Origin of the sequence: Acidovorax sp. SUPP3334 (assembly GCF_030159055.1) — a bacterium.
Taxonomy (GTDB): Bacteria; Pseudomonadota; Gammaproteobacteria; order Burkholderiales; family Burkholderiaceae_C; genus Paracidovorax.
On record NZ_BQXQ01000024.1, the window covers coordinates 20,200 to 32,854 of the forward strand.

Genomic DNA, 12,655 nt, shown 5'->3' on the forward strand with positions numbered 1-12,655 from the left:
ATCGGGTAGCCGGGTGTAGCACCCGCGTCCCAAGCCCGCCCTGCGCCTTACCATGGCGCCCACCTCAAACAGGGAGACCGCCATGAACAACAAGCATCTGCCCGCCGCAAGGCTGGCCATTCTGGCTGCCGCGGCGCTCTCCTCGCGGCCTGCGGCACCAGCCCCCGGCTGAGCTACACGCCACCCAGCCAGCCCGACCAGCCCGAAGCCGCCTCCGGCTACACCGAAAAGCCCGGCTGGGCGACGCAGAAGTTCGCCGTCGCTGCCGCCAATCCGCTCGCCAGCGACGCGGGCTACCAGGTTCTCAAGGCCGGAGGCTCGGCCATCGATGCTGCCATCGCGGTGCAGATGGTGCTCACGCTGGTCGAGCCGCAGTCGAGCGGCATCGGTGGCGGGGCCTTTCTGCTGCACTCGAGCGGCAGCAAGGTCGAGGCCTACGACGGCCGCGAAACGGCCCCGGCTGCCGCCAATGAAAACCTGTTTCTCGGGCCGGGCGGCAAGCCGGTCGCTTTCTACGACGGCGTCGTCGGGGGCCGCTCGGTGGGCACGCCCGGCGCGGTGCGCATGCTGGAGCTGGCGCACAAGGAGCACGGCAAGCTGCCCTGGGCATCGCTGTTCCAGCCGGCCATCCAGTTGGCGGAAAGCGGCTTCAAGGTGAGCCCGCGCCTGAACACGCTGCTGGCCGACGAAAAATACCTGGCCCAGGACCCGACCGCGCGTGCGTACTTCTTCGACGCAGCCGACAAACCCTGGCCCGTGGGCCATGTGCTCAAGAACCCCGAACTGGCGGCCGTGCTCAAGGACATCGCTCGCAACGGCTCCAAGGCGCTGCTCGAAGGTGAAGTGGCCCAGGCCATCGTCGCCAAGGTGCAGGGCCACCCGACCAACCCCGGCCGCCTCGCGCTGGCCGACCTGGCATGCGCAGGGCCAGCCCATCGCCAACCGCATGGAACCCGGCAAGCGCCCGCGCTCTTCGATGGCGCCCACGCTGGTGTTCGACAAGCAGACCGGCCAGGTGGTGATGAGCGGCGGCAGCCCCGGCGGCGCGCTCATCATCCACTACACGGCCAAGACGCTCTACGGCATCTTCAATTGGGGGTTGATGCCGCAGCAGGCCATCAACCTGCCCAACTTCGGCTCGCTCAACGGCCCGACGATGCTGGAGGAAAAGCGCTTCCCGCCGGCCACCGTGCAAGCCCTGCGCGCCCGGGGTGCCGAGGTGCGCGAGATGAACATGACCAGCGGCCTGCAGGCCATCACCCGCGCCGAAGTGCACGGCCAGCCCATGTGGCTGGGCGGCGCCGACCCGCGCCGCGAAGGCGTGGTGATGGGGCACTGAAAGCCGCCTGCGCGGCAGGCGATCCGCGCCGTGGCCAAGGCATGGAAGAAGAGCACCCGGGCGGTGCTCTTTTGCAGGGTGGCCGATGCCACCGCCAACGCGGCAGGGAAAGGCTATTGCTCGGCGATCACGTCCAGGAACACCAGCGGCTCGGTGCCGGTGTTGGTCAGCCCGTGCGATTCGCCCTTGCGCACGATGGTCACCTCCCCGGGCTTCACCGGCACGTCCATGCCATCCTTGTCCTTGAACGTGCCGCGACCGGAGACGATCACGTAGGTGTCCTCGTTGCTGGTGTGCTTGTGGTAGCCGATGGAGTCGCCGGGCTGCAGCGTGAGCCAGCTGATTTCCTTGATGGCCTGGTCCTTGAGCGCCTTGTCGCGCGTGAAGGCGTATTCGCCCGCCAGCGTGCCCTTGCCGCCGCCCGCCGATTCCTTGTTGGCCTTGAGCAGCGATTCCTTGGGATACACCTCGGCCGACGCCGTGGATGCGGCACCCGCCACGGCGAAGGCGGTGGCCAGCAGGCAGAACGTTTTTTTCATGGGTTGTCTCCTCTTTGTCGATGGATGGCAGCGGGCCGCCGCAGGATGCGCCAAGCCTCTTGTTTCTGCCGCAGCGATCTTATGCGCGGCCGGGCGGAATCCGCAGTGCGGCGCGCCGGCCGGCATGGATGGGTACGGCGGTTGCGCCGCTTGCCATCGCCCGCGAGCACCGTGCAGGACGGGCGGAAGGACTCGGACAGCACGGACGACCCGGACGCCACAGGCGCATAGGATCAAAAAAGCCTCCAGCGCAATGAATACGCCGGCATGTAGCTATAAAAACAATAGCAAATCAAACCACTGAGTCACCAGGCGCCTGGGCAGGGGCCACGGATGCGCCCTGAATCCCGTGCCGTTCCAGCGCCTGCTGCACCAAGCCGCCGGCCTTGGCCTCCTCCAGGAAAGCGTGCAGTACGCCCGCTGCGGTCGCGCCGCGCCCTTTCGGCAGCCCCATGGCCTGCTGGATGACCATGAAGCGGCCCGGCAGCAGGCGAAGCCCGCCGCCTGCACGCGCGGCGTCTGCCTGCAACTGCTGCTTGACGCCTGCGGCCACGTCGGCGCCCTCGGCCAGGAAGGTGTCCACCACCGCGGGCGAGGTCGGTGCGCGCACCAAGGTGGCCGCCTTCAGTTCGCGGCTCAGGTACAGGTCGTAGGCGCTGCCCTTGCCGACGACGATCCGGTGCCCGGGCCGGTCCACCGCTTCGTTGGCCTGCAGCGGTGAGTCCTCCCGAACGAGGTAGCAGCCTTCGATGAGCACGTACGGCGCCGTGAACGCGATGCCGGCACCCCGCAACGGGTCCACCGCGAAGAAGCCGATGTCGGCCTGCTCCCGCGTGACGGCCTCCACCGACTTGCCCGCCGCGTCGAACACCGCAAACGCGATCGGAAGGCCCAGGCGATCGGCGAAGGCCCGCGCCAGATCGACCGACACGCCCGATGGGTCTTCCCCCGGTGCGCCGGCTTTCGCCAGGATGGGATTGCCCAGGTTGATGGAGGCGCGCAGCACGCCGGTGGGGGCGAAGGCCTGGAGAACGGCAGGATCGAAGGTCATGCGGCAACGCGTTGGTTGGAACGAAGGCCGAGCATCTTTCAAGCGGCGTGCCGTGTAAACCCCTGGCGGGGCACTGCCGCCGATCGATCGGTCGGTCGGTCGGTCGGTCGGTCGGTCAGCCTGCGGGCGGATCCCCGTCCGGCCACTGCACTTGTGCCAGGCGCTCCAGCGCAGGCCGTGCGAACAGATAGCCCTGGAACAGGTGAATGCCCAGCCCGCGCAAGGCCGTGAGTTCCTCGGCGGTTTCGACGCCTTCGGCCAGGGCCTGCACATGAAGGGTTTCGCACAGCCCGGCGATGCTGCGCACGATGGCCTGCCGCACCGGGTCGCTGTCGATGCCGCGCACCAGCGCCATGTCGATCTTGAGCAGGTCGGGCTGAAAATCGGCCAGCAGGTTGAGGCCGGAATACCCGGCGCCGAAATCGTCGATGGCGGTCAGGAAGCCATGGCGGCGGTAGGCACGCAGAATGCCCTGCAGATGCGCCTTGTCCAGCAGGTTTTCGCGCTCGGCGATCTCGAAGATGATGCGTTCGGTCGGAAAGCCGCAGCGCTGTGCGGCCTGCAACGTGGCGCGGATGCAGGCCTCGGGCTGGTACACCGCGTTGGGAAGGAAGTTGATGCTCAGGCGGCACGTCATGGCGAGCGATGCCGCCAGCTCGACCGCCTTCACCCGGCAGGCCTGGTCGAAGGCATAGAGGTTCTGCGGCGTCACCTGATCCAGGATGCTTTGCGCCGAACTGCCGTCCAGGCCCCGCACCAGCGCTTCGTAGGCGTACACGGTGCGGTCGCGCACATCGACGATGGGCTGAAAAGCCATCGTGAAATCGAAATCCAGCGCTTGGCCATCTCGGCAAGCGGTGCAGGCGGAAGTGGGAGAGGAAGGCGACTTCATGGCGGCACGGGAGCGGTCGAACGCATAGCTTACGCCCATTTCTGCGGGATCAATCACGATCTGCTCGACCGTGGGCACCATGGGACGGAGCCGTCTTGCGAGGGATTCAGGCTGCTGGGGCCCGATGCACCGCACCGGGCCACGCCGCGCTCTTCGCTTCTTCTCCCCTCTCTCTTTGTGTCGGTTGTCGTTCGGTAGCGGTGGCGCTGGCGTCAGGCGACCACGTGCACCAGTTGCATCATTCCGAGGTCTTCGTGGTCGAGCGCGTGGCAATGCCAGACGAACTGGCCGTGGAAGTCGGTGAAACGCATGCGAAACGTGATGCTCCCCATGGGCGGCACCGGCAGGGTGTCGGCCCAGTAGGGCTGGACGGATTCACCGTTGACCCGGACCACGTAGCTGTCGTTGACGTGGATGTGGAACGGGTGCGGGTAACCATTCAGGTTCTGGATGGTCCACTCTTGCACCGCGCCCAGGGCCACCGTCTGCGTGGCCGTCAGGGACGACTGGAAGGGCGACAGCCGCGCCTGCGGCGAGGCATCGCCCGACGAGAAAACGGTGTCGGTGAAGCCCGCCACGCCATCGGACAGCGGAATGAACCAGCCCTCGCCGGCCGGAATGGGCCGGGCCAGGCGCTCGCTGGTCTTGGGCTGCACGGCGAGCACCAGGCTGCGCTGCTTGCCGCCGTGGCTCGCCAGCTCTTCGTCGGTGATGGGCGCGTGCTCGGCGTAGCGCGGCAGGCGCGCGGGCTGGGGCAGCGGGGTGGACAGCGGCGTGCCCTCCGCCACGATGCGCGCGACGATCTCCTCCTGGGCCTCGCTGGAAGGTGCATTGGACGCGCGCAGGTAGTACGTGCCCGGCACATCGCTGGCCTTCACCACGACCGAATGGCGGTTGCCGGGGTACAGCGCATTGCCGGGCCAGTGCGCGTTGTCGAACTGCCCCGAAGTCGCCGCGTTGATGGGCTTGAAACGGCGGTCGAACACGTTGCCGTCCTTGGCGTAAGCCCACAGCGTATGGCCGTCCAGCACGGGGTTGAACGGGTAGAACGACGCCGTGTTGATGAGGTGCCACTGCTGCACTTCGCCCGGCCGCATCACGATGGTGGGCTGGTAGGCCCCGTTGAGCAGAAAGCCCGACGTGGCGGTGCGGATGGAGTCGTAGAACGACTCCGTCTTGCCATCGCCCGTCAGGTTGACCTTGTGCACATGGATCGCCCGCTCGCGGATGTCCGGCGTGTCGATGAAGGTGTCCTTCGGATCGTGGATGAGGATCGCGCCGAACATGCCGCTGGAGACCTGCACGTTGGACGAGCCGTGCAGGTGGGGGTGGTACCAGTAGATGCCATTGGTGTGGTCGGCGGGAATGGCCACCTCGTGCTGGCGGCTGGCGCCGGGCAGCACGCCGGCCTCGGCCATGTCCACCACGTAGTCGCCGAACACGCCGGGCCGGATCTCGCGCGGATCGACGTGCAGGCCGTGGAAATGCAGATTGGTGCTGTTCTGGTGATTGAGGTAGTCGAGCGACGACTGGCCTTTCACGTTCGCGGGCAACTCGTTGACCAGGCGGATGCGCAGCGTGTCGCCGGGCTGCAGATGCAGCGTGGGCGCCATGTACTGGCCGTTGAAGCTGCGCAGCGCGGTCTGCACGGTCGTGGCCACGCCGGGGTAGGCGGGCGGCTGCGCATTCGCGATGCGAAGCGGCTGCGCACCGTAGCGCGCGAACAGGTCCAGGCTGAGCTGGCCGCCGGAGGACGACAGCGCCACGGGCTCGGGCAGCGTGTCCGCCGTGGGTCCTGCCGAACTGCCGCCGCAACCGGCCAGCGGCGCAATGACGCTGCCCAGAGAAAGGCCGAACATCCACTGCAGGCTGCCGCGCCGCGTGGGCGCCGTGGTCGATGAAAAATCGGTCATGGCGGGGCTTTCAGGCGAAGGCGATGGGATGGGGCCGCGCCTGCACGGCGACGGACGGGAAGGCGCCGCAAGCGGACGAGCGGTTATCGCCCCAGGCGAACAGTCCGGCATCGGTGCGCGCCAGCACGTGGCCCGTGCCAGCGGCCAGCTGCAGCACGCCGCGCAGGCCCTGCACGCGCAACGGCTTGGCGGAAAAGGCCGCGCCGTCCTGCGCCAGCTGACCCATTCCGTTCCATCCCCAGGCGAACACATCGCCCTGCCGCGACAGCGCCACCGTATAGAACATGCCCGCATCCACCTGCGCCACCGCGAAACCGGTGCGCACCCGCACGGGCTGGGTGAAATAGCGCCTGGCGCCATCGCCGGCCTGTCCGTACTGGTTGGAGCCCCAGGCCCAGAGGCGACCCTGCGCATCCACCGCGAAGCTGTGCGTATCGCCCGCCGCGACCTGCACGGCGCGCGCAGGCAGTTGCACGCGCACGGGCAAGGCGGACTCTTTCAGTGCCCAGTTGCCCATACGCCGCCATGCCCCAGGACCACACCGTGCCGTCGGCCTGCAGCGCGAATGCGGCTGCCTCGGTCTGCGCCACCTGAATGGCCGATGCGGGCAGGTCCGCCACACCCACGCGGTCGGCCCCCTGCTCCGGCGACACCACGGGCCGGCAAGCCACCACGGCGCCGCACTCGCGCACGGCCAGCGTGTGGGAATGCCCATCGTGCACCGCGGCGAACGGCAGGCCCGCGTTCAGCCACTGGGGCTGCGGCTGCGCGTAGCGGTTGTGGCCGATCTCGGTGGGGCTGGACATGCACAGCTCACCGGGGTAGCCGGGCGGCAGTTGGACGCCGAGCCGCTTGACGCCGCCCCAACCGTAGGCTGCACCGTCTGCGGCCAGCGCGATGGACCGGTCCCGGCCGGCGCTCAAGGTGACGAACTTCATGGGTAGCGCCCTCGCTGCCAACGTGCCATCGCGGATCGAAAGCGCTGTCGATGGAATGCATGGCTTGTCCTTCGGCACGGCCGAACCGTTGATGGGGCGCATGAGGCGTTTCATACGCAGCAAACGGCGACCATTTCCACCGCTGCACCGACGAATCGTGACGCTTCGCCCCGCGCGCATCAACTGGGTTGGATCAGGGTTTTTGCACGCCATGTCGACGGCCACGGGCTCTTCCAAACGTTCTGAGACACCGAGCCTCGTATCGCGGGCAACGGGGCCGACCTGGTCGAGCACGCCAGTCAAGCCATGCATGCCGTTCGCACCGAAGCGATGTGCCGGCAAGACGGCGCCGATGATTTCGCCCTGTCGCTGATGGCCGAATGCGACTGGGCCACTCGGGACAACCACGAAACCCAGCACATCTCGGCGGGCATGCTGTACCTGGTGGACTACGCGCGGCCGGTACAGGTGCGTCGCTCCCGCCACCGGAACCTGTCCATCATCCTCTCGCGCAAAAATGGCCGCCACCTGGCGCGAGGCACCTCGCATGGGGACCGGCGAACGTGCCGTGGCCATCAAGGCCTGTGCCGACATGGCCCTCGCGCTGCTGCAGGCATCGCAGGGCGCCGGGCTCGAACCCGACGCCGGCCGGTTCGACGACAGCCTTCACCACGCTGCCTGGGGACTGATCCGGCGCCATTGCGGCGATCGGGAGTTCGATGCCGAACGGCTCGCGGTGCTGCTGGAATGCTCGCGTGCCTCGCTGTACCGCCTGTTCGCCCGCCATGGCGAGGGCGTGGCCTCGGCGATCTGGACCGCCCGGCTGGAAGCGGCCTGGCAGCAGGTGACGGTCCACGACGGCGCGGGCCTGGCCGCTCGGGCCAGCCTGTCGGACATCGCGCTGCGCTGCGGGTTTTCCGACCCGTCCACCTTCCAGCGGATGTTCAAGCGCCGCTTCGGCATGAGCCCGCGCGAGGCGCGCGCTCAAGGGCGCTGACCGCTGCCCGGCGACGGTGTCGGCACCTTGGGGGACAATCGCAGGGTGTCCATCCCCCAGTCGTTCATCCAGGAATTGCTCGCCCGCGTCGATGTGGTCGACATCGTCGGCCGCTACGTGCAGCTCAAGAAGGGAGGCGCCAACTTCATGGGGCTGTGCCCCTTCCACGGGGAGAAATCGCCCTCGTTCAGCGTCAGCCCGTCCAAACAGTTCTATCACTGCTTCGGCTGCGGCAAGAACGGCAATGCCATCGGCTTTCTCATGGACCACGCAGGCATGGGCTTCGTGGAAGCCGTTCAGGACCTGGCCCAGCAGGTGGGCCTGCAGGTGCCGCAGGACGATGTTTCTCCACAAGAGCGCGAGCGGGCCGCCGCACAGCGGCAAAAGCAGGCCACGCTCACGGACGTACTCGAAAAAGCGGTCGAATCCTTTCGCAAGCACCTGAAAGACTCGCCACGGGCCGTGGGCTATTTCAAGGGGCGCGGCGTCTCCGGCACGGTGGCCAAGCGCTACGGGCTGGGCTACGCGCCCGAAGGCTGGCGCAATCTGGCCAGCGTGTTTCCCGAATACGACAGCCCGCTGCTGGCCGAAAGCGGCCTGGTCATCGTGAACGAGGAAGACGGCAAGCGCTACGACCGTTTTCGGGACCGCGTGATGTTCCCGATCCGCAACGTCAAGGGCGAATGCATCGGTTTCGGCGGGCGCGTGCTGGGCGACGACAAGCCCAAGTACCTCAACTCCCCCGAAACCCCCGTCTTCCACAAGGGCCGCGAACTCTACGGCCTGTTCGAGGCGCGCACCGCCATCCGGGAACACGGCTATGCCCTCGTCACCGAGGGCTACATGGACGTGGTCGCTCTGGCGCAGCTAGGGTTTCCGAACGCAGTGGCGACACTGGGCACGGCCTGCACGGCCGACCATGTGCACAAGCTGTTCCGCTTTACCGACACGGTGGTGTTCAGCTTCGACGGCGATGCGGCCGGGCGGCGCGCGGCGCGCAAAGCGCTCGACGGCGCCCTGCCCTACGCCACCGACACGCGCAGCGTGAAATTTCTGTTTCTGCCGGCCGAGCACGATCCCGACAGCTTCATCCGCGAACATGGCACCGATGCCTTCGCGCGCCATGTGGGCGAGGCATTGCCGCTCAGCCGGTTCCTGATCGAAGCCGCCCGCGAAAACTGCGACCTGGGCACCGCCGAGGGCCGGGCCCACATGGTGAGCAACGCCAGGCCTTTGTGGTCCGCCTTGCCCGACGGAGCGCTCAAGCGGCAGCTGCTGACCGAACTAGCCGAACTGGGGCAACTGGATGCCCGCGACCTGTCCGACCTGTGGAACCAGGCCGCCGCACAGGACGCGAGCCGCCAGGGCGGGGGCGGAGCACACCGGGCGGCCGGTGGCGGCCAGGCGCCTTCGGGCTATGCCGACGAGCCGCCATGGAGCCACCCGCCGCAGGATGCGGGATGGGCGCCTGCCGGTGAACCGTCCGGCGGCTACGGCTACGCCGCCAAACCGTTTCGCAAAAACAACGGGGACTGGAAAGGCAAGGGACGCTGGAACAAGGAAGACGAGCGGCCCATCCAGCCGCGGCTGCCACGCACCCCGGCCGCAAGCCGCACCGACCATGCGGCGCGGCTTTTGTTGTCGCACATGGAGTTTCTGGAAGAACTGGCGCACGAAGAACATGCCGTGCTGTGCGCCCAGCCGGCGCCGCACGGGCCGCTTTTTACCTGGCTGGAGGGCCAGTTGCACGAACATGGTCCGCTCGCCTGGGCGGTGCTGCGGGAAAGCCTGCGCGGGCACGAGTGCGAAGCGCTGGCAGAGCGGGTGATGACCGGCTCGCATGCCCAGACCGAGGGCGACGTGCAAGAGCTGCGCGCAGAGCTGCGCGACCTGCTCGACCGCATGCTCATCGAGGAGTTCAAGCGCCAGCAGAGCGCGCTCATCCTTCTCGCGGCGCGCGACCCTGCCGCGCTCGCGCAGTACCAGGTGCTGGAGCAGCGGCTCAAGGCTTTGCGCGGAATTTCGCTCAAACCGGCTTGAAAAAACGGCACGCCGCTATAATTTAAGGTTCATCGGCAAGAGCGACAGCAGCACCTCCGGGCCGGGCAACAGTGACACACACGCACGACCGCCCTTCACACCGCAAGGACTGCACACCAAATGTTCGCCCACACATCTTGCCCCGAGGGTCGCTCCCTCGAACCGCGAAGGCTCCGGCCTTTGCCGTGCCACCCGCGCCGGGAACCATGGCGCTTGCGTTTTCTTTGTGTCCGTTTTTGATCCCGAGGTGCCCATGCCTGCTCAAAAGTCCGCGAAGTCGCCCAAGTCCGCCCCAGGCACCGCCGCCAAGGCCGCTTCCAAACCTGCTGCCAAAGCCGCAGCGACCGAGCCCGCGAAGGCTCTGGTCGCCGCTGCTCCAGCCGCCAAGAAAGTCAACACCGTGCCCGTGAACAAGTCCTCTGACAAGGCCGAAGCCTCCGAAGAACTCAAGAAGCCCGCCCGCGCCAAGGCCGCAGCGGCCCCCGCCGACGACGATGCGCCCAAAAAGCGCCCTGGCCGCCCCGCCAAGGCCGCCGGCGCCGCTGCCGACAAGACGCCCGCCAAGCGCGGCCGCAAGCCCAAGGCTGGCGGAGACGACGATCCGGTGGGCGACGATGCCGACCTGTCGGACATCGAGTCCGACCTCGAAGGCGAACCGGAAGCCGAAGCGGCGGCGACCCCTGCCGCGGCCACGGTCGAGAAGGTCAAGCCCCTGCGCATGAAGATCAGCAAGGCGAAGGAACGCGCCTTGATGAAGGAATTCGGTCTGGACGAGACCGTCCTGTCCGAGGAAGACCTGGCCAAGCGCCGCTCGCGCCTCAAGACCCTGATCACGCTCGGCAAGACCCGCGGCTACCTGACGCAGGTCGAAATCTCCGATCACTTGCCCGACAAGCTGGTCGATGCCGAGACGATGGAAGTCGTGGTCACGATGCTCAACGACATGGGTGTGGCCGTGTACGAGCAGACGCCCGACGCCGAAACGCTCTTCCAGAACAACGTGACGCCCACTGCGGCGACCGTCGAAGAAGCGGAAGAGGAAGCCGAAGCCGCCCTGTCCACCGTGGACAGCGAATTCGGCCGCACGACCGACCCGGTCCGCATGTACATGCGCGAAATGGGCACGGTCGAGCTGCTGACCCGCGAAGGCGAAATCGAAATCGCCAAGCGCATCGAAGGCGGCCTGCAGGCCATGATGGAGGCGATCAGCGCATCGCCCGCCACCATCGCCGAGATCCTGAACATGGGCGAAGAGATTCGCGAAGGCAAGGTGGTCATCTCCACCATCGTGGACGGGTTCTCCAACCCCAACGAAGCCGATGACTACGTGGCCGAAGAAGACTTCGACGAATTCGACGAAGAAGACGATGACGACGGCAAGGGTGGCTCCAAGGCGCTGACCAAGAAGCTGGAAGAGCTCAAGCGCGAAGCCCTGTCGCGCTTCGACACCATGCGCGACCTGTTCGAAAAGGTCCACAAGATCTACGACAAGGAAGGCTACGGCACGCCCGCGTACATGAAGGCCCAGCAGGCCCTGTCGGCCGAGCTGATGACCATCCGCTTCACCGCCAAGACCATCGAAAAGCTGTGCGACATGGTGCGCGGCCAGGTGGACGACGTGCGAAAGAAAGAGCGCGAGCTGCGCCGCATCATCGTGGACAAGTGCGGCATGCCGCAGGAAACCTTCATCAAGGAATTCCCACCGAACCTGCTCAACCTGAAGTGGGTGGAGAAGCAAGCGGCTTCGGGCAAGCCCTGGAGCACCGTGCTGCAGCGCAATATTCCGCCCGTGCAAGAGTTGCAGCAGCGCCTGATGGACCTGCAGGCACGCGTCGTGGTGCCGCTGCCCCAGCTCAAGGACATCAACAAGCGCATGAACGAGGGCGAATCGTCCTCGCGCGATGCCAAGAAGGAAATGATCGAGGCCAACCTGCGCCTCGTGATCTCCATCGCCAAGAAGTACACGAACCGCGGCCTGCAGTTCCTGGATCTGATCCAGGAAGGCAACATCGGCCTGATGAAGGCCGTGGACAAGTTCGAATACCGCCGCGGCTACAAATTCTCGACGTACGCCACGTGGTGGATCCGCCAGGCCATCACGCGTTCGATCGCCGATCAGGCACGCACCATTCGTATCCCGGTGCACATGATCGAGACGATCAACAAGATGAACCGCATCAGCCGCCAGCATTTGCAGGAGTTCGGCTTCGAGCCCGATGCGTCCATCCTGGCGGCCAAGATGGAGATTCCGGAAGACAAGATCCGCAAGATCATGAAGATCGCCAAAGAGCCGATCTCCATGGAAACGCCGATCGGCGACGACGACGACAGCCACCTGGGCGACTTCATCGAAGACGGTGCCAACACCGCCCCGATCGACGCCGCCATGCAGGCCGGCCTTCGCGATGTGGTGAAGGACATTCTGGACGGCCTGACGCCGCGCGAAGCCAAGGTGCTGCGCATGCGCTTCGGCATCGAGATGTCCACCGATCACACGCTGGAAGAAGTCGGCAAGCAGTTCGACGTGACGCGCGAGCGCATTCGCCAAATAGAAGCCAAGGCGCTGCGCAAGCTCAAGCATCCGAGCCGCTCCGACAAGCTGCGCAGCTTCATCGACTCGCTGTAACCCGCCCTGCCCTTCGGGCGGGCGCCAACGAAAAAGCCTGCCTCCGCATTTTGCGGAGGCAGGCTTTTTTCATGGTTGGACGTTTTCGCGAAAGCACCCCCTTGGACGGGTGGGAAAAAGCCCCGCCACCCGCCGGAAGATGGCGGGCCGCCACATTCTTCGCCGGGCAAGGCAGATGAGATTGACGCGGGTCGCTTTCCAAAAATTCGCTTTTGGTTTAAAACCTTGAAACATAATCTTACGAATAACGTTGCAGTACATACAGCCAGTTTCCACGCAGATGGAAAGGCGGGAGGTTAGAAACCGAAGCGGCTGGCCCC

8 protein-coding genes and 1 pseudogene are annotated in these 12,655 nt (G+C 66.5%); 4 read left to right on the plus strand and 5 right to left on the minus strand.

The genetic code is table 11. From position 1 onward, the window contains the following. Window positions 1-138: 138 nt before the first annotated feature. A pseudogene (locus AVHM3334_RS14585) lies at window positions 139-1,339 on the plus strand (gamma-glutamyltransferase); the annotation flags it as partial. Window positions 1,340-1,452: 113 nt separating this feature from the next. Here the strand turns inward: AVHM3334_RS14585 and AVHM3334_RS14590 are convergent. The 5 genes from AVHM3334_RS14590 to AVHM3334_RS14610 form a co-directional block, all read right to left on the minus strand. Continuing rightward, window positions 1,453-1,878 (minus strand): cupin domain-containing protein, encoded by a 426-nt coding sequence (locus AVHM3334_RS14590; protein WP_284413409.1) that lies wholly within the window; start codon window positions 1,876-1,878, stop codon window positions 1,453-1,455. Between the two features lie 292 nt (window positions 1,879-2,170). Then, entirely contained in the window at window positions 2,171-2,929 is a 759-nt protein-coding gene (locus tag AVHM3334_RS14595; RefSeq protein WP_284413411.1) for an ABC transporter substrate-binding protein, read from the minus strand. A 115-nt stretch (window positions 2,930-3,044) separates the two neighbouring features. Next, the gene (locus AVHM3334_RS14600) at window positions 3,045-3,821 is read right to left on the minus strand and encodes an EAL domain-containing protein (RefSeq protein ID WP_502869918.1); all 777 of its coding nucleotides are present in this window, start codon (window positions 3,819-3,821) and stop codon (window positions 3,045-3,047) included. A gap of 212 nt (window positions 3,822-4,033) precedes the next feature. Then, a complete protein-coding gene (locus AVHM3334_RS14605; RefSeq protein WP_284413415.1) occupies window positions 4,034-5,734 on the minus strand; it encodes a multicopper oxidase family protein in 1,701 nt (566 codons plus the stop codon). A 10-nt stretch (window positions 5,735-5,744) separates the two neighbouring features. Further along, window positions 5,745-6,449, minus strand: a complete 705-nt coding sequence (locus AVHM3334_RS14610; protein ID WP_284413417.1) for an RCC1 domain-containing protein — start codon at window positions 6,447-6,449, stop codon at window positions 5,745-5,747. A 740-nt stretch (window positions 6,450-7,189) separates the two neighbouring features. Between AVHM3334_RS14610 and AVHM3334_RS14615 the strand changes: the two genes are divergently transcribed. The 3 genes from AVHM3334_RS14615 to rpoD all read left to right on the plus strand — a co-directional run bounded on the left by AVHM3334_RS14615 (window position 7,190) and on the right by rpoD (window position 12,335). Continuing rightward, entirely contained in the window at window positions 7,190-7,669 is a 480-nt protein-coding gene (locus tag AVHM3334_RS14615; protein ID WP_284413418.1) for a helix-turn-helix domain-containing protein, read from the plus strand. A gap of 45 nt (window positions 7,670-7,714) precedes the next feature. Next, on the plus strand, window positions 7,715-9,709 hold the full coding sequence (dnaG, locus tag AVHM3334_RS14620) for a DNA primase (protein WP_284413420.1): 1,995 nt from the start codon (window positions 7,715-7,717) through the stop codon (window positions 9,707-9,709). A 253-nt stretch (window positions 9,710-9,962) separates the two neighbouring features. Further along, window positions 9,963-12,335, plus strand: coding sequence for an RNA polymerase sigma factor RpoD (gene rpoD, locus AVHM3334_RS14625; RefSeq protein WP_284413422.1), 2,373 nt, complete (start codon window positions 9,963-9,965; stop codon window positions 12,333-12,335). Window positions 12,336-12,655: the final 320 nt, after the last annotated feature.